24 protein-coding genes are annotated in these 25,747 nt (G+C 73.0%); 16 read left to right on the forward strand and 8 right to left on the reverse strand.

What is annotated here, in order from left to right; all coding sequences use genetic code 11:
- The first annotated feature begins 116 nt into the window (after positions 1-116).
- A complete protein-coding gene (locus tag ACSBPG_RS14395; RefSeq protein ID WP_435537868.1) occupies positions 117-821 on the forward strand; it encodes an ABC transporter permease in 705 nt (234 codons plus the stop codon).
- A 56-nt stretch (positions 822-877) separates the two neighbouring features.
- The gene (locus tag ACSBPG_RS14400; RefSeq protein WP_435537869.1) at positions 878-1,717 is read left to right on the forward strand and encodes a substrate-binding domain-containing protein; all 840 of its coding nucleotides are present in this window, start codon (positions 878-880) and stop codon (positions 1,715-1,717) included.
- A 27-nt stretch (positions 1,718-1,744) separates the two neighbouring features.
- Here the strand turns inward: ACSBPG_RS14400 and ACSBPG_RS14405 are convergent, their stop codons facing one another.
- Positions 1,745-2,638, reverse strand: coding sequence for a substrate-binding domain-containing protein (locus tag ACSBPG_RS14405; protein ID WP_435537870.1), 894 nt, complete (start codon positions 2,636-2,638; stop codon positions 1,745-1,747).
- A 118-nt stretch (positions 2,639-2,756) separates the two neighbouring features.
- Between ACSBPG_RS14405 and ACSBPG_RS14410 the strand changes: the two genes are divergently transcribed.
- The 4 genes from ACSBPG_RS14410 to ACSBPG_RS14425 all read left to right on the forward strand — a co-directional run bounded on the left by ACSBPG_RS14410 (position 2,757) and on the right by ACSBPG_RS14425 (position 8,913).
- Complete coding sequence (locus ACSBPG_RS14410; RefSeq protein WP_435537871.1) at positions 2,757-4,799, forward strand: 4Fe-4S binding protein; 2,043 nt, start codon at positions 2,757-2,759, stop codon at positions 4,797-4,799.
- Between the two features lie 258 nt (positions 4,800-5,057).
- Entirely contained in the window at positions 5,058-6,758 is a 1,701-nt protein-coding gene (locus ACSBPG_RS14415) for a methyl-accepting chemotaxis protein (RefSeq protein ID WP_435537872.1), read from the forward strand.
- Positions 6,759-6,997: 239 nt separating this feature from the next.
- Positions 6,998-8,035 carry a GTP 3',8-cyclase MoaA gene (moaA, locus tag ACSBPG_RS14420; protein WP_435537873.1) on the forward strand — a complete coding sequence of 346 codons (1,038 nt, stop codon included), beginning with the start codon at positions 6,998-7,000 and terminating at the stop codon, positions 8,033-8,035.
- A 65-nt stretch (positions 8,036-8,100) separates the two neighbouring features.
- Positions 8,101-8,913 carry an NAD kinase gene (locus ACSBPG_RS14425; protein WP_435537874.1) on the forward strand — a complete coding sequence of 271 codons (813 nt, stop codon included), beginning with the start codon at positions 8,101-8,103 and terminating at the stop codon, positions 8,911-8,913.
- Positions 8,914-8,949: 36 nt separating this feature from the next.
- Here ACSBPG_RS14425 and ACSBPG_RS14430 read toward each other — a convergent pair whose 3' ends face one another.
- Entirely contained in the window at positions 8,950-9,807 is an 858-nt protein-coding gene (locus ACSBPG_RS14430; RefSeq protein WP_435537875.1) for an N-formylglutamate amidohydrolase, read from the reverse strand.
- Between the two features lie 263 nt (positions 9,808-10,070).
- Here ACSBPG_RS14430 and ACSBPG_RS14435 point away from each other — a divergent pair, with 263 nt between their 5' ends.
- On the forward strand, positions 10,071-11,015 hold the full coding sequence (locus tag ACSBPG_RS14435; RefSeq protein ID WP_435537876.1) for a succinylglutamate desuccinylase: 945 nt from the start codon (positions 10,071-10,073) through the stop codon (positions 11,013-11,015).
- Positions 11,016-11,018: 3 nt separating this feature from the next.
- Positions 11,019-12,134: an AbrB family transcriptional regulator gene (locus ACSBPG_RS14440; RefSeq protein ID WP_435537877.1), complete on the forward strand. Its 1,116-nt coding sequence runs from the start codon at positions 11,019-11,021 to the stop codon at positions 12,132-12,134.
- A 19-nt stretch (positions 12,135-12,153) separates the two neighbouring features.
- Here ACSBPG_RS14440 and ACSBPG_RS14445 read toward each other — a convergent pair whose 3' ends face one another.
- The gene (locus tag ACSBPG_RS14445) at positions 12,154-12,681 is read right to left on the reverse strand and encodes a CreA family protein (protein WP_435537878.1); all 528 of its coding nucleotides are present in this window, start codon (positions 12,679-12,681) and stop codon (positions 12,154-12,156) included.
- Positions 12,682-12,809: 128 nt separating this feature from the next.
- On the opposite strand from ACSBPG_RS14445, the gene ACSBPG_RS14450 reads away from it, so the two are divergent.
- The 3 genes from ACSBPG_RS14450 (at position 12,810) to ACSBPG_RS14460 (ending at position 15,584) form a co-directional block, all read left to right on the forward strand.
- Positions 12,810-13,955: an AI-2E family transporter gene (locus tag ACSBPG_RS14450; protein ID WP_435537879.1), complete on the forward strand. Its 1,146-nt coding sequence runs from the start codon at positions 12,810-12,812 to the stop codon at positions 13,953-13,955.
- An 82-nt stretch (positions 13,956-14,037) separates the two neighbouring features.
- Positions 14,038-15,057 (forward strand): SPFH domain-containing protein, encoded by a 1,020-nt coding sequence (locus ACSBPG_RS14455; protein WP_435537880.1) that lies wholly within the window; start codon positions 14,038-14,040, stop codon positions 15,055-15,057.
- 77 nt (positions 15,058-15,134) lie between these two features.
- Positions 15,135-15,584: an NfeD family protein gene (locus ACSBPG_RS14460; protein ID WP_435537881.1), complete on the forward strand. Its 450-nt coding sequence runs from the start codon at positions 15,135-15,137 to the stop codon at positions 15,582-15,584.
- A 39-nt stretch (positions 15,585-15,623) separates the two neighbouring features.
- Here ACSBPG_RS14460 and ACSBPG_RS14465 read toward each other — a convergent pair whose 3' ends face one another.
- Together ACSBPG_RS14465 and ACSBPG_RS14470 are read right to left on the reverse strand one after the other, a co-directional pair.
- Positions 15,624-16,043 carry an HRDC domain-containing protein gene (locus tag ACSBPG_RS14465; RefSeq protein ID WP_435537882.1) on the reverse strand — a complete coding sequence of 140 codons (420 nt, stop codon included), beginning with the start codon at positions 16,041-16,043 and terminating at the stop codon, positions 15,624-15,626.
- A 117-nt stretch (positions 16,044-16,160) separates the two neighbouring features.
- Positions 16,161-16,505 carry a hypothetical protein gene (locus tag ACSBPG_RS14470; protein ID WP_435537883.1) on the reverse strand — a complete coding sequence of 115 codons (345 nt, stop codon included), beginning with the start codon at positions 16,503-16,505 and terminating at the stop codon, positions 16,161-16,163.
- Between the two features lie 184 nt (positions 16,506-16,689).
- Here ACSBPG_RS14470 and ACSBPG_RS14475 point away from each other — a divergent pair, with 184 nt between their 5' ends.
- The 3 genes from ACSBPG_RS14475 to ACSBPG_RS14485 all read left to right on the forward strand — a co-directional run bounded on the left by ACSBPG_RS14475 (position 16,690) and on the right by ACSBPG_RS14485 (position 18,700).
- Positions 16,690-17,697 carry a hypothetical protein gene (locus ACSBPG_RS14475; RefSeq protein WP_435537884.1) on the forward strand — a complete coding sequence of 336 codons (1,008 nt, stop codon included), beginning with the start codon at positions 16,690-16,692 and terminating at the stop codon, positions 17,695-17,697.
- A gap of 227 nt (positions 17,698-17,924) precedes the next feature.
- A complete protein-coding gene (locus tag ACSBPG_RS14480) occupies positions 17,925-18,227 on the forward strand; it encodes an STAS domain-containing protein (RefSeq protein ID WP_435537885.1) in 303 nt (100 codons plus the stop codon).
- Between the two features lie 260 nt (positions 18,228-18,487).
- Positions 18,488-18,700, forward strand: a complete 213-nt coding sequence (locus ACSBPG_RS14485; RefSeq protein WP_435537886.1) for a hypothetical protein — start codon at positions 18,488-18,490, stop codon at positions 18,698-18,700.
- Between the two features lie 91 nt (positions 18,701-18,791).
- Here the strand turns inward: ACSBPG_RS14485 and ACSBPG_RS14490 are convergent, their stop codons facing one another.
- On the reverse strand, positions 18,792-19,952 hold the full coding sequence (locus ACSBPG_RS14490; protein WP_435537887.1) for a hypothetical protein: 1,161 nt from the start codon (positions 19,950-19,952) through the stop codon (positions 18,792-18,794).
- A 97-nt stretch (positions 19,953-20,049) separates the two neighbouring features.
- Between ACSBPG_RS14490 and hrpB the strand changes: the two genes are divergently transcribed.
- Both hrpB and ACSBPG_RS14500 read left to right on the forward strand, forming a co-directional pair.
- Positions 20,050-22,599 carry an ATP-dependent helicase HrpB gene (gene hrpB, locus ACSBPG_RS14495; RefSeq protein WP_435537888.1) on the forward strand — a complete coding sequence of 850 codons (2,550 nt, stop codon included), beginning with the start codon at positions 20,050-20,052 and terminating at the stop codon, positions 22,597-22,599.
- A gap of 72 nt (positions 22,600-22,671) precedes the next feature.
- Entirely contained in the window at positions 22,672-23,448 is a 777-nt protein-coding gene (locus tag ACSBPG_RS14500) for a ZIP family metal transporter (protein ID WP_435537889.1), read from the forward strand.
- A gap of 33 nt (positions 23,449-23,481) precedes the next feature.
- Here ACSBPG_RS14500 and ACSBPG_RS14505 read toward each other — a convergent pair whose 3' ends face one another.
- A complete protein-coding gene (locus ACSBPG_RS14505; RefSeq protein WP_435537890.1) occupies positions 23,482-24,471 on the reverse strand; it encodes an MBL fold metallo-hydrolase in 990 nt (329 codons plus the stop codon).
- Between the two features lie 155 nt (positions 24,472-24,626).
- Positions 24,627-25,712 carry an AmmeMemoRadiSam system radical SAM enzyme gene (amrS, locus tag ACSBPG_RS14510; RefSeq protein ID WP_435537891.1) on the reverse strand — a complete coding sequence of 362 codons (1,086 nt, stop codon included), beginning with the start codon at positions 25,710-25,712 and terminating at the stop codon, positions 24,627-24,629.
- Positions 25,713-25,747 lie beyond the last annotated feature (35 nt).

Raw genomic sequence — 25,747 nt, forward strand, 5'->3', positions numbered from 1 at the left:
TGCCTCGTGCTCGCGCCAAAGCATGGTGGCTCTTCCGCCTGTCGGCAAGCATCCCTGGCGGCCTTGTAAGCCATGCAGGAAAACGGCATAAAAACGCAGGGCACGGGAGGAGCACCATGCACGAGTTCGGACGCGCCTTCGCCACGGCGTTCCACCTCATCGGCACCCTCGATCCCGACCTCATGGAGATCGTCGGCCTGTCGTTGCGGGTGAGCCTGTCGGCCGTCCTGCTGGCGTCGCTGATCGGTCTGCCGCTGGGTGCGGCGGTGGCGGCCTTCTCCTTTCCCGGGCGGCGCGCCGTGGCGGTGCTGCTGAACGCGATGATGGGGCTGCCACCGGTGGTGGTGGGCCTGGTCATCTACCTCATGCTGTCGCGCTCCGGCCCGTTCGGCGTGCTGGGCCTGCTGTTCACGCCGGAGGCGATGATCATCGCCCAGGCGACCCTCATCACCCCCATCGTCGCCGCCCTGGCGCGCCAGACCGTGGAGGACCTGCTGGTCGAATACGGCGAGCTGCTGCGCGTCGTCGGCGCCGGCCCGCTGCGCACCGTCCGCACCCTGCTCTCGGAGGGGCGGACCAGCCTCGCCACCACGGTGCTGGCCGGTTTCGGCCGCGCCTCGGCGGAGGTCGGGGCGGTGATGATCGTCGGCGGCAACATCGACCACGTCACGCGCGTCATGACCACCGCCATCGCGCTCGAGACCAGCAAGGGCGACCTGCCCCTGGCGCTCGGCCTCGGCGTCATCCTCATCGCCCTGTCGCTGGCGGTCAACGCCGGCGTCGCCGCGGTGCGCGACCGGGCCCGGGCCCGCGTCGTCTGAACGTCGCCCGCACCGGCCGGGCGCGAAACCATAAGATCGAGGAGGGTTCCCCAACCATGTTCCGTCGCACCGTCCTGGCCGCCGCGCTGGCCGCCGCCGCCCTCGCCCCGCTGGCGCTGCGGGCGCCCGCCGCCGCCGCGGACAAATTCATCACCGTGGCCTCGACCACCTCGACCCAGGATTCCGGCCTGTTCGACGCCATCCTGCCGACGTTCACCAAGAAGACCGGCATCGAGGTGCGGGTGGTCGCCAAGGGCACCGGCCAGGCCATCGACATGGCCAAGCGCGGCGACGCCGACGTGCTGTTCGTGCACCACAAGCCGTCCGAGGAGACGTTCGTCGCCGAAGGCTACGGCGTCGAGCGCAGGCCGGTGATGTACAACGACTTCGTCGTCGTCGGTCCGAAATCCGACCCGGCCGGCGTGAAGGGCATGAAGGACGTCGCCGCGGCCCTCGGCAAGATCGCCGGGACCAGGTCGGACTTCGTCTCCCGCGGCGACGACAGCGGCACCAACAAGGCCGAGCTGGCGCTGTGGAGGACCGCCGGCGTCGACCCCAAGTCGGCCGGCGACTGGTACAAGGCGATCGGCCAGGGCATGGGCGCCGCCCTCAACACCGCGGCGGCCAGCAACGCCTACACCGTCAGCGACCGCGGCACCTGGCTGAGCTTCAAGAACCGCGGCGACCTCCAGGTGCTGGTCGAGGGCGACAAGCGCCTGTTCAACCAGTACGGCGTCATGCTGGTGAACCCGGAGAAGTTCGCCCACGTCAAGAAGGACGCCGGCCAGGCCTTCGTCGACTGGCTGGTGTCGGCCGAGGGCCAGCAGGCCATCGCCGGCTACAAGGTCGGCGGCGAGCCGCTCTTCTTCCCCAACGCCAACGAGCCGGGCGCGTGAGGCAGGGGGGCGGACCGGCGACGCCGCTCACGGTCCGTTGAACCGCACCGTGCCCGTCGCGGCGACGTCGTAGCCGCCGAGATCCGCCGCCTTCGCCGCGAACGTCCCGCCGCGGGCGAACGCCAGCAGGGCCTGCATCGGCGGCTCGAAATAGTCGCGCCGGCGCATCACCAGGTCGAAGCGCTCCTCGGCCAGGGGGATCGCCGCCAGACGGAGCTGGCGGCCGATCGCCAGGGCGCCCAGCCCGGCGTCCGCCCGCCCCTCCAGCACGGCCAGCCCCAGCTCCATCTCGGTGCGGGCCACCGGCTCCACCGTCCGCAGGTCGGACAGGCCGAGACCGGCGTCGCCCAGCAGATGCTCCAGCAGCACCTGGGCGCCGGCGTCGGCCTGCCGGCACGCCACCCGCACCCGGCGCGCCGCGAGGTCGGCCAGCCCGGCGATCCCCAGCGGGTTGCCCGGCGCCACCAGCAGCGCCTGGGTGCGCCGCGCCCATTCCACCGCCACCACGTCGAGGCCGGGCAGCCCCTCCTCGATCATCGGCACGTTGTAGGCGCCGCTGCGCGGGTCGACGAGGTGCAGTCCGCACATCACCGCCTCCCCGGCCGACAGGCGGCGCAGCCCGTCGCGGCTGCCGTCGGCGCGCACCGCCAGGCCGCTGCCGGATTCCCGCACCGCCCATTCCAGCAGCGGGTCGGCGGAGCCGGCCACCACCGGCGGCGGCGCCGGGCGGTCGAGGCGCACGCCGGCCGGCGCCGCCTCCGCCCCCGCGGCCACCCAGCGGTCGATCAGCGTCTTGGGGAACAGCCACTTCCCGGTCACCCGCGAGCACGGGATGCGGCGCGCGGCGACGAGGTCGTAGACCTTGCGTTCCTTGATCCTCAGATAGTCCGCCACCTCGCGGGTGTTCATCATCTCCGGCATGGCCGCTGATGCCCCTGAAAAAAGATTCCGGTCGCCAAGGACGGCACGCCCCAGATATAGCGGACACAGGGACGACGCGGGACGCCCAATCGCGTCGCAGGGTTCGAGGAGTTCGCGTATGAAGATCGCTGGCCGCACGGTCCTGGTGTGCGATTGCGGCCGCTCCATGCCGCTCGACGGCAAGGAGCTGGCCAAGGCCTGCGGCGCCGAGGGCGCCGCCACCGTCCACACCCAGCTCTGCCGGGCCGAGCTCGACCGGTTCGAGGCGCGGGCGCGGACGGCCGGGGAGCCGCTGCTGGTGGCCTGCACCCAGGAGGCGCCGCTCTTCACGGAGGTCGCCGGGGCGGACGAGGCCGGCCGGGCGCTCGGCTTCGTCAACATCCGCGAGCGCGCGGGCTGGTCGGACGAGGCCGGGGCGGCGCTGCCCAAGATCGCCGCCCTGCTCGCCGAGGCGGCGCTCGACGTGCCGCCGACCGGCAGCATCACCCTGACGTCGGAGGGGGTGTGCCTGGTCTACGGCACCGACGAGCGGGCCATCGAGGCGGCCCGCCGGCTCGCCGGCCGCCTCGACGTCACGGTCCTGCTGCGCGATCCCACGGACGTCATGCCGCCGCGGATCATGGACCTGCCGGTCTTCAAGGGCACGATCCGCACCGCCCGCGGCTGGCTCGGCCGGTTCGAGATCGTCGTCGACGACTACGCCCCGGCGGTGCCGTCGTCGCGCCGGGCGCTCGCCTTCGAGGCGCCGCGCCACGGCGCCTCGTCGCGCTGCGACATCATCCTCGATCTCACCGGCGGCACGCCGCTGTTCCCCGCCCACGGCCGGCGCGACGGCTATCTCCGCCCCGATCCGAACGATCCCGCGGCGGTGGCCCGGGCGCTGTTCGAGGCGGCCGACCTGGTCGGCGAGTTCGACAAGCCGCGCTACATCGACTTCAAGGCCGATCTCTGCGCCCACTCCCGCAGCCGGCAGACCGGCTGCACCCGCTGTCTCGACGTCTGCCCCACCGGCGCCGTCGCCCCGGCCGGCGACCACGTCGCCATCGACCCGCACGTCTGCGCCGGCTGCGGCTCCTGCGCCGCGGTCTGCCCGACCGGGGCGTCGACCTACGCCCTGCCGCCGCAGCAGACCCTGTTCGAGCGCCTGCGCACCCTGCTCGGCGCCTACCACCGGGCGGGCGGGCGCGAGCCGGTGCTGCTGGTGCACGACCCGCGCCACGGCGAGGAGATGGTGTCGCTGATGGCGCGCTACGGCCGCGGCCTGCCGGCCCGCGTCCTGCCGTTCGCGGTGCACGAGGTGTCGCAGCTCGGCCTCGACCTGTTCGCCGCGGCGCTGGCCTACGGGGCGTCCCAGGTGCGCGTGCTGGTCGGTCCCGCCAACACGGGCGAGACCGCCGGTCTGGCGAGCCAGCTCGGCCTGATCGAGACGGTGATGAGTGGGCTCGGCTACGGCTCCGGCCGGGTCTCGGTCATCGACGCCGCCGATCCCGACGCGGTGGAGGCGGAATTGTGGGGTCTGCCGCCCCTGCCCGCCCCGGCGGCCGCCACCTTCCTGCCCATGGGCGGCAAGCGCACGCTGGCCATGCTGGCGCTGCGCCACCTCCACAAGGCCGCCCCGGCGGCGGTGGAGGTGCTGCCGCTGCCGGCCGGCGCCCCGTTCGGCCGGGTCGCGGTGGACGTCGAGGGCTGCACGCTCTGCCTCGCCTGCGTCGGCGCCTGCCCCACCGGGGCCCTGCGCGACAACCCCGACAAGCCGACGCTGAGCTTCGCCCAGGACGCGTGCGTGCAGTGCGGCCTGTGCCGCAACACCTGCCCGGAGAAGGTGATCTCCCTGGTGCCGGAGATCGACTTCCGCGACGGCGCCCGCGGCGAGTCGCTGATCAAGGAGGAGGAGCCGTTCTGCTGCGTCCGCTGCGGCAAGCCCTTCGCCACCAAATCGTCGATCGAGAAGATCGTCGCCGCGCTGTCGGGCAAGCACTGGATGTTCGCCACCCCCGAGGCGGCCAACCGCATCCGCATGTGCGAGGACTGCCGGGTGGTCGACCAGTTCGAGCGGAACGACCCGTTCAAGGTGGGTGCCCCCCGCGTTCCACGCACGACCGACGACTATCTGCGCGAACGCGAGGCGGCCGAGCGCGACGGCGGCGATCACCAGGGGTGACCGCCGGCAGGGGCTCCCGCCGCCTCCGCGCGGCGGGGTGCCGGAAATGTCCGCCCCCGTCGTAGACACGATCGAACAGCCGGCGCGTCACAAAATCATCGATCGCAAGTCATTTTGCTATTCACTTAAGAACACAAAGGGCTTTCTTCAGATTTTCTTATTGTTTTTTCACGTTTTGTTGGGGTTTGAAACTTTTTTGAAACCATAGACTCTCAGGGTCGGGGAAGCCACGCCCGCTCCTCTGAGGAATCCTTCCCCATGCGCCTCACGTTTACTTTGCGCGCCCGACTTCTGATGCTGGCCGTCGTGTCCGCCGGCGGTCTGCTCGTGCTCGGCACCCTCGACCTCATGCAGATCCGCCAGGCCCAATTGGCCGGATACCGCGTCATGCTGCGCAACGTCGTCGACACCGCCCACGACACGGTGGCGTACTTCCACGGCGAGTGGAAGGCGGGCCGGTTGAGCGAGGATGAAGCCAAGCAGAAGGCGCGCGACGCCTTGCGTTCGGTGCGCTACGCCGGCAACGAGTACATCTTCGTCACCGGCTTCGACGGCACCCGCGTGGTGCAGCCTGCCAAACCGGAGTCCGAGGGCACCAAGCCCGAGTCCGAAACCCGGGACGTGAACGGCGTCTACATCTCCCGCGAGATCATTGCCGCCGCACGCAACGGCGGCGGTTTCGTTGAGTATCATTATCCGCGCCTCGGCAGCACGGAGCCGGCGCCCAAGCTCAGCTACGCCACGCCCTTCGCCCCCTGGGAATGGTCGATCGGCACCGGCGTCTACGTGGATGACGTCGACACCGCCTTCTGGAGCGGCGCCAGAACCTTGGCCGGGGAGGCGCTGGCGCTCGTCGCGCTGGTGACCGGCGGCGCCTTCCTGCTGGGACGGCAGATCGCCCGCACGGTCAACGGCATCGCCGACGTCATGCGGCGTCTGGCGGCGGGCGACCTCGACGTCGCGGTTCCCGAGGAGGACCGCCGCGACGAGTTCGGCACCATGACCGCGGCCCTGCGCGTCTTCAAGACGGCGACCGCCGAGAACCAGGCCCTGTTGGCCGAGCAGGAGCGGCTGAAGCGCGAGGCCCGCGAGCAGGAGCGCGTGTCCCTGCTGCGCATGGCCGACGACGTGCAGGGCCGGGTGCTGTCGGCGGTCGGCCGCATCGCCGACGAGTCGCAGCGCCTGAGCGCCGCCTCGCACACCCTGTCGGAGAGCGCCCAGGAGACCCGAGCCCGCAGCACGACGGTGTCGGCCGCCACCGGCCAGACCACCGCCAACGTCGAGACCGTGGCCGCCGCCGCCGAACAGCTCTCCGCGTCCAGCCGCGAGATCGGCCAGCAGGTCGAGCAGTCGGCCGCCGTCGCCGGGCGCGCCATGGACGAGGCGGCGCAGACCGTCTCCACCGTGCGCGAGCTCGCCGAGTCGACCAAGCGCATCGGCGAGGTCGCCGACCTGATCAGCGGGATCGCCGCCCAAACCAACCTGCTGGCCTTGAACGCCACCATCGAGGCGGCGCGGGCCGGCGAGGCCGGCAAGGGTTTCGCCGTCGTCGCCTCCGAGGTCAAGAACCTCGCCAACCAGACCGCGGGCGCCACCGAGGAGATCTCGCGGATCATCCAGTCCGTCGCCAACGGCACCCAGGCCACCGTCGGCGCCATCGAGCGCATCGAGGCCACCATCCGCGGCATCAACGACACCGCGTCGGCGATCGCCGCCGCCGTGGAGGAGCAGAACGCCGCGACCGGCAACATCGCCGGCAGCGTCCACGAGGCGGCCGCCGGCACCCGGCGCATCGCCGCCGAGATCCTCCAGGTCAGCACCAGCGCCCAGGGCACCATGGACACCGCCGAGGACGTGTCGCGGGCCAGCCGCCTGCTCGACGGGGAGGCCATCGCCCTCAAGGGGCAGATCCAGGCCTTCGTCGACGAACTCCGCACCGCCGCGAACCGCGCCGTGTGACCCGCCCGCCCCGGCGCCCGCCCCTGCGCCCGACCGCCGCACCCCGCGGCGGCCGGGCGCTTGAGCGTGGTCAAGCCGGCGGCCGCGATGCCATGCTGGGATAACCCGAAGGTTCCAAGGGGCGAAATCCCGTCCCGAAGGCCCTATATTACCGGGTCCGGGCGTGGTTGCATCGCGACGATGCCGACCGGGCGCTGCGAACGGCCGCGAGGCCGCATGACGAGGGAGAACGTCGCTCCATGACTGCCGCCACGCCGCCGGGCCACGCCGCCACCACCACCCCCCTCGTCGACCCCTTCGGCCGGACCGTCAGCTATCTCCGGGTGTCGGTCACCGACCGCTGCGACTTCCGCTGCGTCTACTGCATGGCCGAGGACATGAGCTTCCTGCCCAAGGCCGAGGTGCTGACCCTGGAGGAGCTGGACCGCCTCGCCTCGACCTTCGTCCGGCTGGGCACGCGCAAGATCCGCCTGACCGGCGGCGAGCCGCTGGTGCGACGCAACATCATGGACCTCATCCAGGCGCTCGGCCGTCACGTCGCCGCGGGCGCGCTCGACGAGCTGACGCTGACCACCAACGGCTCGATGCTGTTCAAGTACGCCGTGCCCCTGGTGGAGGCGGGCGTGCGCCGGGTCAACGTCTCCCTCGACACCCTCGACCCGCACAAGTTCCAGGCCATCACCCGCTGGGGCAAGTTCGACAAGGTGATGGGCGGCCTCGAGGCGGCCGCCGCGGCGGGGCTGCACATCAAGGTCAACTGCGTCGCCCTGAAGGGCGTCAACGACGACGAGCACAGCCGCATGGTCGCCTGGTGCGGCGAGCGCGGCTTCGACCTCACCTTCATCGAGGTCATGCCGATGGGCGAGCTCGGCGACGTCTCGCGCCTCGACCAGTACCTGCCGCTGTCCATGGTGCGGGCCGATCTGGCGAAGGATTGGACCCTCGAGGAGACCGACTACCGGACCGGCGGCCCGGCCCGTTACGTGCGGGTGAAGGAGACGGGCTGCCGCGTCGGCTTCATCACGCCGATGACCCACAATTTCTGCGAAAGCTGCAACCGGGTCCGCCTCACCTGCACCGGCACGCTCTACATGTGCCTGGGGCAGGAGGACGCCGCCGACCTGCGCTCCGTCCTGCGCATGACCGACGACGAGGCGGTGCTGGAACGGGCGATCCGTGACGCCATCGTCCGCAAGCCCAAGGGGCACGACTTCGTCATCGACCGCCGCCACGCCGCCGCCGCGTCGCCGCGCCACATGAGCGTCACCGGCGGCTGAGGCGGCCCGCCGCCCCGCTCACGGCGCTGTCCCCCTGCCGCGTCCTGCGCTATGGTCGGCCGGCCATGACCGAGATCGCCGTTCCCGTCTCGCTGCCGCACGAGCCGCCCCGCCTGTCCTTCGTGTGCGCCAACACCGAGGAGGCGCGCGCGGCGCGCACCCGCCTGGTGCACCGCTACGGCCACATCCCGCCCGAGGACGCCGACGTGGTGGTGGCGCTCGGCGGCGACGGCTTCCTGCTGGAGACCCTGCACGCCGGGCTGCGGCGCAACGGCATCGCGCCGACCGCGGTGTACGGCATGAACCGCGGTTCGGTCGGCTTCCTGCTCAACGCCTACCGCGAGGAGGAACTGCACGAGCGGGTGGAGCGGGCCCAGCGCGTGACCCTGCACCCCCTGCGCATGCGCGCCCAGCGGGTCAACGGCGACGTCATCGACGCCATCGGCATCAACGAGGTGTCGCTGCTGCGCGAGACCCGGCAGGCGGCCAAGCTGCGCATCAGCGTCGACGGCCGGGAACGGCTGGCCCAGCTCATCTGCGACGGCGCCCTGGTGGCGACGCCGGCCGGCAGCACCGCCTACAACCTGTCGGCGCACGGGCCGATCATCCCGCTGGGCGCCGGGGTGCTGGCGCTGACGCCGATCTCCGCCTTCCGGCCGCGCCGCTGGCGCGGCGCGCTGCTGCCGCACACCGCGCAGATCCGCTTCGAGGTGCTGGAGGCGCCCAAGCGCCCGGTCAGCGCCGTCGCCGATTCCACCGAGGTGCGCGAGGTGGAGAGCGTCACCGTCGGCGAGGCCCGCGACGTCTCGCTGACCCTGCTGTTCGATCCCGAGTTCAATTTCGAGGAACGGATCCTCAAGGAGCAGTTCGAGCCCTGAGAGCGGGACCTCGGGGCGTTCTTGGGGGCGTGCCGCCTACTCCGCCGCCTCCTGGGTGGTGCGGGCGGCGGCGAAGCCGCAGATCTCGGCGGCCAGCGTGCCCAGCGTGCGCTGCAGGACGGCGAAGCCGGCCGTCTTCTCCAGCGTGTCCTCGTCCATGTAGAGGCGGCGGTTGATCTCGATCTGCAGGGCGTGCCGGCCGCGCGCCGGATCGGCGTAGCGGCGGATCAGCTCGACCCCCTTGTAGGGGTCGTTGATCGTCACCGAATGGCCGGCGCGGCGCAGCAGGCCGGCGACGAAGGCGACGAACTCGGGGTCGCTGGTGCTGCCGTCGCGGTCGCCGAGCACGAAGTCCGGCATCGCCCGACCGCCCGGTCCGGCCGACGGCATGGAGTGGCAGTTGACGTGCCACACCGCGCCGAAGCGGGCGGCCAGCCCGTCGAGGACGGCGGCGACCTGGAAATGGTAGGGACGGTAGTAGCGGTCGATGCGCTCCGCCACCGCGGCGGCCGGCAGACGCCCGTCGTACAGCGGCAGGCCCGGCCGGCACAGGGTGCGGATCAGCCCCATGCCGGCGGCGCTCTTGTCGGTCGGGCGCAGCGGGTCCGGCCAGGGGCCGTCCAGCAGGTCCGGCGCGATGTCGTCGACGGCCCGGTTGGGATCGATGTACGTGCGTGGGAACAGCGCCAGCAGCAGCGTGCCCCCGTGCTCGGGCACCGACGCGTACAGCTCGTCGACGTACGAGTCCTCGGCCTGGCGCAGGGCCACCAGGGGACACACGAAGCCGAAGTCGCCGGGATAGACCGCGCCGCTGTGCGGCGAGTCGAACAGCACCGGCAGCCGCCGGCCGACGGGGTCGTGCCGGATGAGGACGTCCTCGATCACGAAGCTCATGGCCCTGTCCGGTTGTCCGTCTTCCCCTGGATCGCGCCTTGCTCCTGGTCGAGAGCCTTATGCCGCAGCGCATAAATCTGCATATAGACGAGTTGCCGGCAGGCGTCGACGGAAAACTGTCACACACCGGCGGCCCCCGCCCGGCCCGCCGCGGGGCTGGCGCCCACCGGTGCAGTCGGCCATACTCCGCCCTCCCGGCGGTTCGGCGCCACGCCGCCGCCGGGCCCGGCCTTCCGCTTGACCCTTCGCCCGTCGGACGCGACTTGACCGAGATCTTTCCCATCGAGATCACCCCACCGGACATTGCCGTGTACCGGCACGGCAACACCGGGATCGATTACGTCACCACCCTCGACAGCGGCCGGTCCGGCCCCCACGTGGTCGTCAACGGGCTGGCGCACGGCAACGAGATCTGCGGCGCGGTCGCCATCGACACCCTGTACCGCATGGGCGTACGCCCGCGGCTGGGCCGGCTGACCCTGTGCTTGGCCAACGTCGCCGCCTACCAGGCCTTCGATCCCGCCGCGCCCTTCAACTCCCGCTTCGTCGACGAGGACTTCAACCGGCTGTGGTCGGCCGAGGTGCTCGAGGGACGGCGCAACAGCGTCGAGCTGCGGCGGGCGCGCGAGCTGCGGCCCCTGTACGACAGCGCCGACCTGCTGCTCGACCTGCATTCCATGACCAACGACACGGCGCCGCTGATCCTGTGCGGCCGGACGTCGCGCGGCCGGGCGCTGGCGCGGGACCTCGGCCACCCCGCCTGGATCGTCGCCGACGCCGGACACGCCGCCGGGCGCCGTCTGATCGACTACGACGGCTTCGCCGACGAGGAGGGGCGGCGCACCGCCCTGCTCGTCGAGTGCGGCCAGCACTGGCGGGCGGACACCGCGGCCGTCGCGGTCGAAAGCACGCTGCTCTTCCTCCTCGGCCTCGGCATGATCGATCCCGACCTCGCCCGCCCCCGCCTGCGCCGCCACGGCGATCCGCAGCGCCTCGTGGTGGTGACGCAGGCCGTCACCGCGGAGACCGAATCCTTCGCGTTCGCCGCCCCGTTCCGCGGCCTGGAGACGCTGGCGGCCGGCACGCCGATCGCCAGCGACGGCGGACGGCGGATCGTCGCCCCGTACGACGGCTGCGTCCTCGTCATGCCGGCGCGCCGCGTCCGCCCGGGGCAGACGGCGGTGCGGCTCGGCCGGCTCGAGGGCTGAGCGGTGACGCCGTCCCGTCCGGGCGCACCCGGCCACCGGGCGATGCTGGGCCGGCTCGCCCTCGCCCTGGCGCTCGGCACCGCCGGCGGCGCCCTGTTCGCCTGGTTCCGGCTGCCGCTGGCCTGGATGATCGGCTCCATGCTGTTCACCACCGCCGCCGCCATGGCCGGACTGCCGGTGGCGGTGCCGGCGGCGCTGCGCACCGCCATGGTGATGGTGCTGGGCATCATGCTGGGCAGCGCCTTCACGCCGGAGATCGTCGGGCACCTCGACGAGTGGGCGGTGACCCTGCTCGGCCTGGCGGCCTACATCGCCGTGGCGACGGTGGCGGGCATCCTCTTCCTGCGGCGCGTCGCCCGCCTCGACCCGGTCACCGCCTTCTTCACCGCCACGCCCGGCGGCCTCAACGAGATGGTGCTGATGGGCGGGCAGATGGGCGGCGACGACCGCACCATCTCGCTGGTCCATGCGCTGCGCGTCATGCTGGTGGTGCTCCTCGTGCCGTTCGCCTTCCAGTGGCTCGGCCTCTACGACCCGGCGCGGCGCGGCGCGCTGGGGCCGCCGCTCACCGGCCTGGCGCCGGTCGACCTGGCGCTGCTGGCCTCGTGCGTCGTCGGCTACCCCTTGGCCCGCCGGCTCGGCATCCCCGCCGCCCAGATCGTCGGGCCGATGCTGCTGTCGGCGGCCATCCACCTGTCGGGCCTGACCGCCGGCCACCCGCCCGGCCCGGTGGTCGCCGCCGCCCAGGTGGTGGTGGGGGCGGCGCTGGGCTCCCGCTTCGCCGGCCTGTCGCTGGCCCGCGTCGGCCGCTGTGCCGTGCTGTCGCTGGGCCTGACGGCGGTCATGCTGGGCGTGACGGTGGCGGCGTCGTGGCTGCTCTCCTGGGCCACCGGGCTCGACCTCGCGGGCATCATCCTCGCCTACGCGCCGGGCGGGCTGGCCGAGATGAGCCTGGTCGCCCTGGCGCTCGGCACCGACGTGGCGTTCGTGTCGACCCACCACATCGTCCGCATCGTCCTCATCGTCACCCTGGCGCCCTCGGCCTTCCTGCTGTGGCGCCGCCGCGCCGCCGGCCGGGCGGCGTCGCCCGCCGCCACGCCGGCGGGCGACGACGACTGACCGCCTCCCGCCGGCCGCTCTACTGGCCGGCCCCCGGCTTGCCGTTGGCCCACTGCACCTGGGTGCCCCACAGCGGCACGGTGGAGATCGCCATCTTGGCCGAGGCGTCGGTGACCTGCCGGCTGTAGATGACGTAGACCAGGGTGTCGTTGGTGCGGTCGTAGATCCGCCGCACGGCGATCGACTTGAAGACCAGGCTCTTGCGCTCGGAGAACACGTCCTCGCCGTCGCGGCCGAGGTCGATGTCGCCGATGACGATGGGGCCGGTCTGGCGGCAGGCGATGGAGGCGTTGGAGGGGTCCTCGAACCAGTTCCCCTTGGACAGCCGGTCGATCAGGCTGCGGTCGAAGTCGACGACGTGGCAGGTCACCCCCTTGACCTCGGGGTCGGCGACCGCCTCCACCTCCAGCCCGTTGCCGGTCCAGTCGTTGGAGAATCGGCCGACCTGTTCGGCCGAGGCGGCGGCCGGCGCAAGCGAGGCAATGATCCCGGCGGCGAGAACCAAGAGCGCCGCCGGAGCGTTAACCGGGCAGAAGGGGCCGCGCATGGGCAACCGTCTCCGAACGTCGTGATCGGGGCCGGGGCCGCCGCTGGCGCGGCCCCGCGAGCCCGAACCATCGGCTTCCGGAACGCGCGCCGTCAAGCGTTCCGAGCCCCAAAGAGACGACGACGCCGATGACCGACCGCAGCGACGCCCTGCCCGACCGCCCCGCCGACTGGGTGCCGGTGGACGACACCGCCCAGGAGAACCGGTCCACCCCGCCGCTGCCGCCGGCCCGCCACCCGCGCAGCGCCATGCAGGTGGCGGTGATCGGGCTGTTCGTGCTGGGCGTGCTGTACACCCTCTATTTCGGCCGCGACGTCCTGCTGCCGATCGCCCTGGCGCTGCTGCTGAGCTTCGTGCTGCGCCCGGTGGTGCGCGGCTTCTACCGGCTGGGCGTCCCGGAATGGCTGGGGGCGGCGCTGGTGGTGATCGTCGTCTTCGGCCTCGGCCTGCTCGCCGTCTACACCCTGACGGCGCCGGCGGCGGAGTGGGTCGACCGCATGCCGGTGGTGCTCCGCCAGCTGCAGTTCAAGCTGGGCGACCTGCGCGACAGCATCGAGCGCGCCCGCCAGGCGTCGCAGCAGCTGGAGGAGATCGCCAACGCCTCCGGCGTGGCGACGCGCGAGGTGGTGCTGCGCGGCCCCTCGCTGGCCGACCAGCTCCTCCACCGCACCCAGGCGTTCCTCGCCAACGTCGTCATCCTCCAGGTCCTGCTGTACTTCTTCCTCGCCCGCGGCCGGCAGAGCATGGAGGCGCTGATCGGCACCATGCGCAGCATCGACGACCGGGTGCACTACGCCATGGTGGCCGGCACGGTGCAGCAGAACATCGCCGCCTATCTCGCCACCATCACCCTCATCAACGCCGCCCTGGGGACCCTGACGGCGCTGGCGATGTGGCTGCTCGGCCTGCCCAACGCCGGCCTGTGGGGGACGCTCGCCGGCGTCCTCAACTTCATCCCCTTCATCGGCGCGGCGGTGATGACGGCGGTGCTGTTCCTGGTGTCGCTGCTGACCTTCGACTCGCTCGGCCACATCCTGGTGCCGCCGCTGGTCTTCGTCGCCCTGACGGCGCTGGAGGGCAACTTCATCACGCCGACCATCGTCGGCCGGCGGCTGTCGCTGAACCCCATCGCCGTGTTCGTCTCGATCCTGTTCTGGGGCTGGATGTGGGGCATTCCCGGCGCCCTGCTGGCGGTGCCGATCCTCGCCGTGCTGAAGATCCTGTGCGACGCCCACGAGCCGCTGCGCGCCGCCGGCGCCCTGCTCGGCGAATAGACGCGCGCCGGCGGCGAGCGTCTTCATTTCGCAACCCCGCCGTGGCATCGTCGCCGGGACGCAAGCGATGTGGGGATTGGGAATGGACGCGCTCTTCGGTGGCTTCACGCTGTTCGTCATCGCGCTGTTCGTGTTCGCGCTGGTGATGGTCCTGCTCGGTGTGAAGACGGTGCCGCAGGGGCAGGAATGGACGGTCGAGCGCTTCGGCCGCTACACCCGCACCCTGGCGCCGGGCCTGCACCTGGTGACGCCGGTGATCGACCACATCGGCAAGAAGCAGAGCATGATGGAGACCGTGCTCGACGTGCCGTCCCAGGAGGTCATCACCAAGGACAACGCCATGGTCACGGCCGACGGCGTGGTCTTCTACCAGGTCATCAACGCGGCCAAGGCGTCGTACGAGGTCAACGACCTGGAGCGCGCCATCGTCAACCTGACCATGACCAACACCCGCACGGTGCTGGGCTCGATGGACCTGGACGAGCTGCTGTCGCAGCGCGACAAGATCAACGCCCAGCTGCTCGCCGTGGTCGACGACGCGACCACCCCGTGGGGCGTCAAGGTGACCCGCATCGAGATCCGCGACATCCAGCCGCCGCGCGACCTCATCGACTCCATGGCCGGGCAGATGAAGGCGGAACGCGAGCGCCGCGCCGCCATCCTGGTGGCGGAAGGGCAGCGCCAGGCCGCCATCCTGCGCGCCGAGGGCGAGAAGCAGGCGGCCATCCTCGAGGCCGAGGGCCGGCGGGAGGCCGCCTACCGCGACGCCGAGGCGCGCGAGCGCGAGGCCGAGGCCGAGGCCAAGGCCACCCACATGGTGGCCCGGGCGGTCGCCGACGGCGGCCTGCAGGCGATCAACTACTTCGTCGCCCAGCGCTACGTCGAGGCGCTGACGAAGCTGGCGTCGGCGCCCAACCAGAAGGTCATGCTGATGCCGCTGGAGACCACCGGCGTCATCGGCTCCATCGCCGGCGTGGCGGAGATCGCCCGCGAGGCCTTCTCCGGCCGCACGCCCGAGCCGCCGGCACCGGCCGCCGTGGCGGTCGCGGCGCCCCCGCCGCCGGAGCCCCGGCAGCCCCGCGGCCCTTGGAGCGAGGAATGAACCGCGCTAAACACGTCGGCACGGACCTGTGAGGCACGGCCGGGCATGACCGGCGGCGGGTGCGGAGGCGAAGGCGGATGATCGAGTTCTGGCACTGGTGGGTGCTCGCGGTGGGGCTCGGCGCGGTGGAGGCGGTGGCGCCGGGTGCGGCCTTCCTGTGGCTGGGCGGTGCGGCCGGCGTGGTCGGCTTGGTCCTCCTGGCGTGGCCGGAGATGGTCTGGCAGTTCCAGCTCCTGCTGTTCGGCGTGCTCGCCATCGGCGCCGTCCTCGGCGCCCGCCTGGTCTACCGGCGCGGCCCGGAGCCCGACCCCACCCTGCACCTCAACCGCCGGGCGGAACAGTACCTGGGCACGCTGCACACCCTGGAGACCGCCATCGTCAACGGCCGCGGCCGGGCCATCGTCGGCGATTCGCACTGGACCGTCGAAGGGCCGGACCTGCCGACGGGAACCACGGTGCGCGTCGTCGGCATCGACGGCATCGTCCTCAAGGTCGAGAAGGCCGAGCCGCCGGTCACCGCGGCCTGAGCGGCCCCGCCCGGTCGTTGACGGGCCGGAGCGTCGGCGTCAGTCGTCGATCAGCTCGTCCAGGGTGCTGCGCACGACCTGCACGATCTCGGCCCCGTGCTGGCCGACGCCCATGTCGCGGGTGCCGACGATCACCGACAGCTCGCGCTCGGTGGTCGGGGCGAAGCGGGCGATCTCCGGCACCAGCTCGTCCGGCAGCACGGCGTCGCGGGTCGTGTCGGTGCGGTGCGCCACGCGCTCGCGCCAGGCGTTGAGGGCGCCGATGATGGCGCTCTCGATCTGGCGCGACTCCTCCTTGCGGCGCAGATCCTGGAACAGGACCAGCACCTGCCAGGCCCCGTCCGCGTAGGCGGTGTCGATCCGCTGGACCTCCACGGTGCGCAGGAAGGCGGACAGGACGCCCTGCGCCTCCTCGCGGGTCGCGTCGGGAATCTGGAAGGTGCGGATTTCCGTCGTCATGGCCGCCTCGTCTGCTAACGAACGCCCGCAGCTTACACCAATCGCGGCGTGGCGGCACCGAAAGCCGCACCCCGAAGGCCGCACCCCGGAAGCCGAAGTCCGGAAGCCGCGGCCGGCTCAGAACGGCAGGGCGGGCGCCGGCATCGCCAGCGCCTCGGCCAGCAGGCAGCCGCAGGTCGGGCAGAGCTGCCGGGCCAGGATGGCCGCGCGCTGCTCGGCGCTGAGGGCGACGCCGAGCCGCGCCGCCGCCTCGTCGAACTGGCGGCGGTGGTAGGCGGTCGCCCCGCATCCCTCGTCGAGCACGGCGCGGTAGTCCTCGACCGCCAGCGGGCGCATCGCCGCGGCCGGGCGGGCCGTCGCGGCGCCCGCCGCCGCCAGCAGCACGATCCCGCGCAGCACGGCCCGCCGCCGCCCGTCCGTGCCGTCCCGCTTCCCGTCCTGCATCACCAGGCCGCGCCCCATGGCGCCCTCCGTCGTCGTGGTGCGCCAGTGTGGCGCGCCGGCGCGGCGGGATCAATGCGGCGCCGTGGCCTCTCCCTTCGTGGGACGGAGATAACCCGGAATTTCGGCGACGGGCCGGGGAGCGCCACCCGCGGGAAAGCGTTGGAAGGGGTGCACCCCCGCCTCCCCAGGGACCGCCGCCGTCATGACCGAGCCCTCCCCGACCGAGTCCGCCCCGCCGCCCGCCGCCCCGCGCCCCGCCCAGGCCGACGCCGATCCGCCGCGCCGTGCCGACCGCGCCCGCCGCCTCGTCGGCGGCCTGCTGCGGCTGGCCGTCGTCGCGGCGCTGCTCGGCGCCGTCGGCACCACGACGGTGTACGCGCTGGAGAGGGTGGGCTTCACCACCTATTCCGACCCCTTCGTCCTGTACAACCGCAACCGCATCGACGCCGCCGCCTTCCACGCCCAGCAGACGCCGGACAGCACGCTGGTGGTGGCGCTCGGCACGTCGCGCCTGCGCATGGCGACGCTGGACGAGGGGGAGATGGCGCGGATGGCCGCGGCCGAGGGCCTGCCCCCCTTCCATTTCCTGCGCATCTCCGCCAACGCCGCCGAGTTCGCCGACTTCGAGCCGCTGCTGGACCGCATCATCGCCAGCCAGCCCGATCTGGTGCTGCTCGACATGGACCTGTTGTTCCGCGAGCGCCGGCCGCTGGCCTTCGCCAAGGAGCGGCTGCGCGCCGTCGCCGACACCCTGGTGGGCGGCCCCCCCTTCGCCCTCGACCAGGTGCGCCAGCAATACGCCAAGACCTGCGCGCCGCCGGCGGCGGGCGGCGTCGCGGCGTTCGTCGACGATCAGGACTGGCGCTTCGCGCTGGCCGCCGACTCCCCGGCCTACCAACGCGCCCGCGCCTTCGCCGAGCGCGCGGCGGCGGCCGGCGTCGCCGTCGCGGTGCTGGAGATGCGCCGCCCGCCGGCGGTGGAGCAGAGCCGCTTCGGCGGCGCGCCCTATCTGCCGGAGGCGACGGCCCGCCTCGCCGCCGACGGGGCGTTCGACGTCTGGCGCTTCCCCGCCCGCCTGCAGCGCGACGCCAGCTACTGCAACTTCATGCATCTCGGCGACGAGGCGCGCGCCGCCTATTCGGAATGGCTGGTCGCCACCATCGCCGGCAGCACCGGGGCACCGGCGATCGAGGCCGTCTCCATGCGGTGACGCCGGCCGCATCCCCCGGGCCGCATCCCCAGGGCCGCATCCCCCGGGCCGCATCCCCAGGGCCGCATCCCCCGGGCCGCATCCCCAGGGCCGCATCCCCAGGGCCGCATCCCCCGGGGCGGCGCCCCGGGGCGTGCGCGTGGCGCGCCGGGCGGCGCCGTGCTATGGTCGCCGCTGCGTTGCCGCGCCGCCGCGCGGCCGGGACGCGCGCAACGGCCGAGCGTGGCATGGACTACCGCATCCGCAGCACCCCCGAGGCCACCGAGATCCTCCTGAACGGTCGCCTGACCTTCGCCGACCATGAGACCTTCCGGGCGGTGCTCGCCGCCGTCGACGGGCCGGCCGGGCACGGCGTCGTGCTCGACCTGGCGGAGCTGGAGTTCCTCGACTCCTCCGGGCTCGGCATGGTCGTCATCGCCCGCGACCTGGCGCAGCGCAAGAGCCTCGCCTTCTCCGTCCGCGGCGCCCGCGACGAGATCCGGCGGATGGTCGCCGTCGCCCGCTTCCAGCCGCTGTTCGACGCCGGCTGATCCCGCCGGCGCGGGATGCGACAGACCGTCGCACCCCGCCGGCCCGCCGTTTCCGATTGGAGCGGGATCACTCCAGGTGATCCCGCTCCAAATTTAAAGGTTTAGAGCAAGATTCACGCTTTTGGCCGGATCGGCCAAAAGCGATCTTGCTCTATATCGCCGACCGACGAACGAGGTCCGGACGGGCGGTCAACGCCCGCCGTCGAGGACTCGCCGACCGGAGCGGCGACGAACAGGGGCTGCAACCACGGGAGCGTGCAATGGCATCCATCATGATCAAGGTGGCCCGCGAAGGGCTGGTCTCCAAGGCGCTGAAGACGGCCGACGTCGGCCCGACGAGCGGCGATTCCATCGTCTACGAGATCCGCAACGTGCCCGACGGCAAGACGGTCGACGAGGTGATCGCCGCCTTCAAGGGCTACAAGCCGGGCGACCGCGAGTACGAGATCGACTGGGCGGCGCTGGCGGGCTGAGCGCAACGGCCGGCGCATCTCTTGCCCCCACCCTCCCCTGCGCAGCGGGGGAGGGTGGGGGCAAACGTGTCACGGTTTCGGCTCGGCGGTATCAGAACGCCTTCGGCGCGTCGCGCTTGCGCTCCAGCACGACGTCGAGCCGCTTGAACAGGTCCTGCTGCTCGTCGAAGGTGAGGCGCTGCTCCCGCTGCGGCCGGACGGCGTCGAACAGCAGGCTGAGCGCGCCCTGCAGCGCCGAGATGCAGCTCGCCAGGATCCAGTAGGTCCGCCGCGAGTCCTTGAGGAACGTCACCAGCCGGCGCGAGCGGCCGGCGAGGAACGCCTGGTGGCAGGCCTCGTAGTCGCGCAGCAGCGCGCGCGCCTCCTCGCCGACGGCGACCAGCTTGCGGGCGATGCCGCCTTTGAACATCTGCAGCCGGTCGCGGTCGTCGCGGCTGACCGCCATGGTGTCGCTGGGCGCCGACGCGGGCGAGGCGAACCAGCGCAGCGCCTCGCCCATGGCCGGCGCGATCTCGCGCAGCCGCACCTGGTAGAAGGTGATCCCCTTCCACGCCCCGAACACCAGCGGCGCCTCCGCCTCGGCGATGCCGAAGGCGGTGACGAACTCCTTGCCCTCGGGCAGGGTCGGGTCCCACAGGGACTCGATCATCCGCGCCTTGTCCCCGGCCGTCCGCTGCCCGTCGGCGAAGGCCGTGTCGACGATCTCGGAGATCTTCCCGGCGATCGCCTGGCGGATCTTCGCCACCTCCTGCGGGTCGAGCCGCAGATAGGAGTCGTGGAAGCGGACGCCGTTGGCGTCCAGGCAGTCCTTGACGAGGAAGGGGTCGAGCGACGGCACCGTGTCCAGAAGGTTGAGGACCACCAGGTCGCCCGTCAGGTCGGCCTGCTCGGCGGCGCCGGCGAGGCCGAGATACTCCTGCATCAGCGCGCCGTAGTTCTTCTGCCGCAGGTAGAAGGCGGAGCCGCCGTCGCGGGGATGCTCGGAATCGTAGGGAAGGTAGACCCCGGTCTCGATGGGCCGGAAATCCTCGGGCTCCTGCGGCCGGCCGCTCCAGCCCGACCGGTCGCGCGCCGGCAGGCGCTCGGGGAAGTTGGGATACTTGAAGATCACCGCGTGGTTGAGGGCCCGCGAGGAGAACAGCCACGTCTCCCGCGGCGCCGCCCGCGACAGCTCGATCAGGTTCATCGCCACGCTCGACCCGCCGTGCAGGATCGCGTCCAGGACGGGCGAGTACTTCTTGGCGTTGACCATGCGTGTCCCGTCGGTCCGAGGCGGCCGGTGACGGCACCGGCGGGGTGTGATAGCAGAGCGGCCGTTGCCGTTCCGCCGAGAGTAGAGGCCCGCCGCCGTGCCGTCACTCCCCATCGACGCCGTCCTGCCCGACCTGCTGGCCGCCCTGGAGGAGCGCGGCGCCGCCGTGCTGCAGGCGCCGCCCGGCGCCGGCAAGACGACGCGGGTGCCGCTGGCCCTGCTCGACGCCCCCTGGCTGGCCGGCCGCAAGGTGGTGGTGCTGGAGCCGCGGCGCCTCGCCGCCCGCGCCGCCGCCCGGCGGATGGCCGCCATGCTGGGCGAGGCGGTGGGCGAAACCGTCGGCTACCGCGTCCGCCTCGACACCCGGGTCGGCCCGGGGACGCGCGTCGAGGTGGTAACCGACGGCCTGTTCCTGCGCCAGCTCCAGGACGACCCGGAGTTGTCCGGCGTCGGCGTGGTGCTGTTCGACGAGTTCCACGAGCGCGGCATCGACGCCGACCTGGCGCTGGCGCTGTGCCTGGAGGCCCGCGGCGCCCTGCGCGACGATCTGCGGCTGGTGGTGATGTCGGCCACCCTGGACGGCGCCCCGGTGGCCGCCCTGCTGGGCGGCGCGCCGCTGGTGACCAGCGAGGGCCGCGCCTTCCCGGTGGAGACCCGCCACCTCGACGCCCCCGCCCCGGGCGCCCGGATCGAGGACGCGGTGGCCGCCGCGGTGCGCCGCGGCCTCGCCGAGGAGGGCGGCAACCTGCTGGTCTTCCTGCCCGGCGCCGGCGAGATCCGCCGGGTGCAGGCACTCCTGGAGGAGACGGTCGCCGGCCCGGGGGTGCTGCTGGCGCCGCTCTACGGCGACCTGCCGGCCGACGCCCAGGACCGCGCCATCGCCCCCGCGCCGCCCGGCGTGCGCAAGATCGTGCTGGCGACGCCGATCGCCGAGACCAGCCTGACCATCGAGGGCATCCGCGTCGTCGTCGACAGCGGCCTGATGCGCGCGCCCCGCTTCGACCCGCGCAGCGGCATGACCCGGCTGGTCACCGCCAAGGTCTCGCAGGCCTCGGCCGAGCAGCGGCGCGGCCGCGCCGGCCGGCTGGAGCCGGGTGTGTGCTACCGCCTGTGGCCGCAGGCGGCGCAGCGGGCGCTCGCCCCCTTCGCGCCGCCGGAGATCCTCGACGCCGACCTGGCGCCGCTGGCCCTAGAGCTGGCGGTCTGGGGGGTGGCGGATCCCGGCGCGCTCGCCTGGCTGGACCCGCCGCCCGCCGCGGCGCTGGCCCAGGCGCGCGAGCTGCTGCGCGGGCTGGGGGCGCTCGATCCGGCGGGCGCCGTCACCCCGCACGGCCGCCGCATGGCCGGCCTCGGCGTGCACCCGCGCCTCGCCCACATGATGCTGGCGGCGCGCGCGCGCGGCCTCGGCGGGCTGGCCTGCGAGGTGGCGGCGCTGCTCGGCGAGCGCGACATCGTCAAGGCGCAGCCCGGCTTCCGCGACGCCGACCTGCGCCTGCGGGTGGAGCTGCTGCGCGGCCTCGACGAGGAGGGCCGGGTGCGCGCCGGCCGCGGCCTGTCGGTCGAGCGCGGCGCGGCGCAGCAGGCGCTGAAGCAGGCCCGCCAGTGGCGCCGCCAGCTCCGCGCCGAGCGGGCGGGCGGCGACGTCGGCTCCACCGGCCTGCTGGTGGCGCTCGCCTATCCCGACCGCATCGCCCGGCGGCGCTCCGGCGGCGGCGGGGCGGGCGGCGGCGGGCCCGGCGCCCGGGCCGCGCAGTACCGCCTGTCCAACGGCCGCGGCGCCTTCTTCGCCGAGCCCGAGCCGCTGTCGGCGGAGGACTGGCTGGCGGTGGCCGACCTCGACGGGGCGGCGCGGGAATCGCGCATCTTCCTCGCCGCACCGGTCACCCGGGCCGAGCTGGAGGAGACCTTCGCCGAGCAGATCCGCGAGGAGACGGCGGTCGCCTGGGACGAGCGCGAGCAGGCGGTGTTGGCCCGCCGCCGCCGGCTGCTGTTCGCCCTGGCGCTGGAGGACAAGCCGCTGGCCGACCCGCCGGCCGACGCCGTCGCCGCCGCCATGGTGGAGGGCGTGCGCGCCATGGGCCTCGCCTGCCTGCCCTGGACCGACGAGTTGCGGCGCTGGCAGGCCCGCGTCGCCTTCCTGCGGCGCATCGAGGGGGAGGAATGGCCGGACGTCTCCGACACCGCCCTGGCGGCGGGGCTGGAGGACTGGCTCGGCCCCCACCTCGCGGGGGTGACGCGGCGCGCCCACCTCGACCGGCTCGACCTCGGCGGCGCGCTCAAGGGGCTGCTGCCCTGGCCGCTGCCCAAGCGGCTGGAGGAGGAGGCGCCGACCCACGTGACGGTGCCCAGCGGCTCGCGCGTGCCCATCGACTATGCCGCGGAGGAGCCGGTGCTGGCGGTGCGCCTGCAGGAGATGTTCGGGCTGGCCGAGACGCCGCGGATCGCCGGCGGGCGGGTGCCATTGCTGCTGCACCTGCTGTCGCCGGCGCGCCGCCCGGTGCAGGTGACGCGCGACCTTGCCAGCTTCTGGGCCAACGCCTACAAGGACGTGAAAGCCGACCTCAAGGGCCAGTACCCGAAGCATTATTGGCCCGACGATCCCATGCAGGCCGAACCCACCGCGCGCGCCAAGCCGCGCCCGCGCTGAGCGTCCTTCTGCGGACCGAAGCGGCGCCGGCCGTGTTCATCGGGGGCGACGGACGCGGACGAAGGAGCGGGCATGGAGTGGTCGACGGTGTGGATGGGTCTGGCGGGCAGTGCGGCGGCCGGCGCCGCCACGGGGCTGGGCGCCCTGCCCGTGCTGGTGATCCGCGACCTCTCGCAGCGCCTGCAGGACACGCTGCTCGGCTTCGCCGCCGGGGTGATGCTGGCGGCCTCCTTCTTCTCGCTGATCGTGCCGGGCCTGGACGCGGCGCGCGAGCAGGGGTTCGGCGGCTCGGCCGCCGCCGGCATCGTCATCGCCGCCATCCTGATGGGCGCCCTGGCGCTCGGCCTGATCAACCGCTACGCCCCGCACGAGCACTTCGTCAGCGGACCCAACGGCCACGCCACGGCGCGGGTGCGGCGGATCTGGCTGTTCGTCGTCGCCATCACCCTGCACAATTTTCCCGAGGGGCTGGCGGTCGGCGTCGGCTACGGCGGCGGGGAGCAGGAGGGCCACGCGCTGGCGCTCGCCATCGGCCTGCAGAACATGCCGGAGGGGCTGGCGGTCGCCACCTCGCTGGCCTCGCTCGGCTACGGCCGCCTGGTCGCCGTCGGGCTGGCGCTCGCCACCGGGCTGGTCGAGCCGTTCGGCGGCCTGCTCGGCGCCGGCGTGGTGTCGGTGTCGCAGCCGCTGCTGCCCTGGGGCCTCGGCTTCGCCGCCGGGGCGATGCTGTTCGTCATCTCCAACGAGATCATCCCCGAGACCCACCGCAAGGGCCACGAGAGCCTCGCCACGTCGGGCCTCATGGTGGGGCTGGCGCTGATGATGTTCCTCGACGTCTCGCTGGGGTGATCCGGCCGGGCCCGCCGCCGTGCGTCCCGCGCCTCAGCCCAGGGGGATCTCCAGGAGGTCGCGGCCGACGACGATGTCGCCCTTGAAGTGCTTCGCGGCCTCGTCGCGCCACATGTCGTCGGTGATCCACTCCATGTCGCCGGGCACGAAGTGGCTCAGCACCAGCGTCTTGACGCCGGCCTGGGCGGCGATCATGCCGACCTGCTCGGCCGCGGTGTGGCTTTCCAGGAGGTGGTTGCGGAAGGCCGGGGAACCGTTGACCCGTTTCACCAGCGCGTCGACGCCGGGGACGTACAGCACCTCGTGCACCAGCACGTCGGCGTCGCGGGCGAACTCGGCGAGCGCCGGGTTGTAGGCGGTGTCGCCGGAGAAGACGACGCTGCCGTAGGGCGTCTCGAAGCGGTAGGCGAGGTTCTCCAGCGGTGGGTGCGGCGTGGTGAAGGCGCTCACCCGCACCCGCTCGTCGCTCATCACCGCGCCGGCCTTGGCGGCGAAATCGTGCGCCCGCAGCAACGCCGCCGGGTCGGCCCGGCCCTCGTCGGCCATGCGGGTCGCCACGTCGAGGCGGTTCAGCCGCCAGTAGTCGGCCGCCATCTGCTCGACGCCGGGCGGCCCGTAGGCGTCGATCGGCCGCTTCAGGGCGCCGGCCGCCCAGACGTTGTAGACGAGGTTGCCGAACTCGAGCTGGTGGTCGGAATGGTGGTGGGAGACGAAGATCGCCCGGATGCTCCCGAGGTCGATCCCCGCAGCGACGAGCTGGCGGGTGACACCCATGCCGGTGTCGACCACGTAGGTACCGCCGTCGACGACGAGGGCGTTGGCCGGGTTGGAGCGGCGCCCGCCGACCCGCGGCCCGCCCTTGGTCCCCAGCAGGACGACCCGCGCCCCCTTGGCCTCCGGCGCGCCTTGGGCGCGCAGCGCCCCCGGCAGCGCCGCCGAGGCGGCCGCGGCCGCCCCCAGCCGGAGGGCGGTGCGGCGGCCGATCGCCGGGCCGGACCGGGCGGACGGGAGGGGGTGCGTCACGGGGACCTCGCCTGCGCGTACGGGGATGGTTGCCTGCACGGTCAATACAGAAGGCGGAGGATCGGCGTCAACGCGCGTGCGGCGACGGTCAGGGTTGCGGCGCGGCGGCGCTGCCGACCGTGCCGCTGACGCGGAAGGGAATCGCCTCCGCCGCCTCACGCCGCCGCGACGTCGCGCAGCCGTACCGGCTGCCGCCGCGATCCCCAGGTGCCCGGCCGCGCCTCGAACACCCCCGCCAGCGCCGTGCCGCAGGCTTGGCAGGCGCCGTGCGCGTCGAGCCGCCAGTCGGTGATGGCGTAGCCGCGCCGGCCGATCAGCCGGGCGCCGCAGCCGGCGCAGTGGGTGGCGGCGCGGGCGGGGTCGTCGACGTTGCCGAGGTAGACGTGATGCAGCCCGTTGCGCCGGGCGATGGCATGGGCGCGGACCAGGGTGGCGTGCGGCGTGCGGTCCTTGTCGAGCATGCGGTGGTCGGGGTGGAAGGCGGTCAGGTGCAGCGGCACCTCGGGGCCGAGATGCTCGGCGATCCAGCCGGTCATGGCGTCCAGCTCGGCGTCGCCGTCGTTCTCGCCGGGGATCAGCAGGGTGGTGATCTCCAGCCAGGTGTCGGTCTCGTGCCGGATGTACTTCAGCGTGTCGAGCACCGGCGCCAGGTGGGCGCCGGTCACCTTGTGGTAGAACGCCTCGGTGAAGGCCTTGAGGTCGACGTTGGCGGCGTCCATGGCGGCGAAGAACTCCGCCCGCGGCTCGGCGCAGATGTAGCCGGCGGTGACGGCCACCGTCCGCACGCCGGCGGCGCGGCAGGCCGCGGCCACGTCGACCGCGTACTCCAGGAAGATCACCGGGTCGTTGTAGGTGAAGGCCACCGAACGGCAGCCGGTCGCCGCCGCCGCGCGGGCGATGGCGACGGGGCTGGCGGCGTCGGCCAAGGTGTCGACCGTGCGGCTCTTGGAGATGTCCCAGTTCTGGCAGAACTTGCAGGTCAGGTTGCAGCCCGCCGTGCCGAAGGACAGGACCGGCGTGCCCGGCAGGAAATGGGCCAGCGGCTTCTTCTCGATGGGATCGATGCAGTAGCCCGACGAGCGCCCATAGGTGCTCAGCACCAGCCGGTCGCCCCGGCGCTCGCGCACGAAGCACAGCGCCTGCTGCCCGTCCGACAGGCGGCAGTGGCGCGGGCACAGGTCGCACTGCAGGCGCCCATCGTCGAGGGCGTGCCAGTAGCGGGCGGGAAACGGCTCGGTCATGGCTCAAGGTCCCAAAGATGACGGCCGCCGGACCA

Origin of the sequence: Azospirillum sp. ST 5-10, from assembly GCF_051225715.1 — a bacterium.
Classification (GTDB): domain Bacteria; phylum Pseudomonadota; class Alphaproteobacteria; order Azospirillales; family Azospirillaceae; genus Azospirillum.

What these genes read in the sequence shown, in the direction of transcription:
- ACSBPG_RS14395 (WP_435537868.1), top strand. Translation starts at nt 117, where the DNA reads ATGCACGAGTTCGGACGCGCCTTCGCCACGGCGTTCCACCTCATCGGC.
- ACSBPG_RS14400 (WP_435537869.1), top strand. Translation starts at nt 878, where the DNA reads ATGTTCCGTCGCACCGTCCTGGCCGCCGCGCTGGCCGCCGCCGCCCTC.
- ACSBPG_RS14405 (WP_435537870.1), bottom strand. Translation starts at nt 2,638, where the DNA reads ATGCCGGAGATGATGAACACCCGCGAGGTGGCGGACTATCTGAGGATC.
- ACSBPG_RS14410 (WP_435537871.1), top strand. Translation starts at nt 2,757, where the DNA reads ATGAAGATCGCTGGCCGCACGGTCCTGGTGTGCGATTGCGGCCGCTCC.
- ACSBPG_RS14415 (WP_435537872.1), top strand. Translation starts at nt 5,058, where the DNA reads ATGCGCCTCACGTTTACTTTGCGCGCCCGACTTCTGATGCTGGCCGTC.
- moaA (WP_435537873.1), top strand. Translation starts at nt 6,998, where the DNA reads ATGACTGCCGCCACGCCGCCGGGCCACGCCGCCACCACCACCCCCCTC.
- ACSBPG_RS14425 (WP_435537874.1), top strand. Translation starts at nt 8,101, where the DNA reads ATGACCGAGATCGCCGTTCCCGTCTCGCTGCCGCACGAGCCGCCCCGC.
- ACSBPG_RS14430 (WP_435537875.1), bottom strand. Translation starts at nt 9,807, where the DNA reads ATGAGCTTCGTGATCGAGGACGTCCTCATCCGGCACGACCCCGTCGGC.
- ACSBPG_RS14445 (WP_435537878.1), bottom strand. Translation starts at nt 12,681, where the DNA reads ATGCGCGGCCCCTTCTGCCCGGTTAACGCTCCGGCGGCGCTCTTGGTT.
- ACSBPG_RS14450 (WP_435537879.1), top strand. Translation starts at nt 12,810, where the DNA reads ATGACCGACCGCAGCGACGCCCTGCCCGACCGCCCCGCCGACTGGGTG.
- ACSBPG_RS14455 (WP_435537880.1), top strand. Translation starts at nt 14,038, where the DNA reads ATGGACGCGCTCTTCGGTGGCTTCACGCTGTTCGTCATCGCGCTGTTC.
- ACSBPG_RS14460 (WP_435537881.1), top strand. Translation starts at nt 15,135, where the DNA reads ATGATCGAGTTCTGGCACTGGTGGGTGCTCGCGGTGGGGCTCGGCGCG.
- ACSBPG_RS14465 (WP_435537882.1), bottom strand. Translation starts at nt 16,043, where the DNA reads ATGACGACGGAAATCCGCACCTTCCAGATTCCCGACGCGACCCGCGAG.
- ACSBPG_RS14470 (WP_435537883.1), bottom strand. Translation starts at nt 16,505, where the DNA reads ATGGGGCGCGGCCTGGTGATGCAGGACGGGAAGCGGGACGGCACGGAC.
- ACSBPG_RS14475 (WP_435537884.1), top strand. Translation starts at nt 16,690, where the DNA reads ATGACCGAGCCCTCCCCGACCGAGTCCGCCCCGCCGCCCGCCGCCCCG.
- ACSBPG_RS14480 (WP_435537885.1), top strand. Translation starts at nt 17,925, where the DNA reads ATGGACTACCGCATCCGCAGCACCCCCGAGGCCACCGAGATCCTCCTG.
- ACSBPG_RS14485 (WP_435537886.1), top strand. Translation starts at nt 18,488, where the DNA reads ATGGCATCCATCATGATCAAGGTGGCCCGCGAAGGGCTGGTCTCCAAG.
- ACSBPG_RS14490 (WP_435537887.1), bottom strand. Translation starts at nt 19,952, where the DNA reads ATGGTCAACGCCAAGAAGTACTCGCCCGTCCTGGACGCGATCCTGCAC.
- ACSBPG_RS14500 (WP_435537889.1), top strand. Translation starts at nt 22,672, where the DNA reads ATGGAGTGGTCGACGGTGTGGATGGGTCTGGCGGGCAGTGCGGCGGCC.
- amrS (WP_435537891.1), bottom strand. Translation starts at nt 25,712, where the DNA reads ATGACCGAGCCGTTTCCCGCCCGCTACTGGCACGCCCTCGACGATGGG.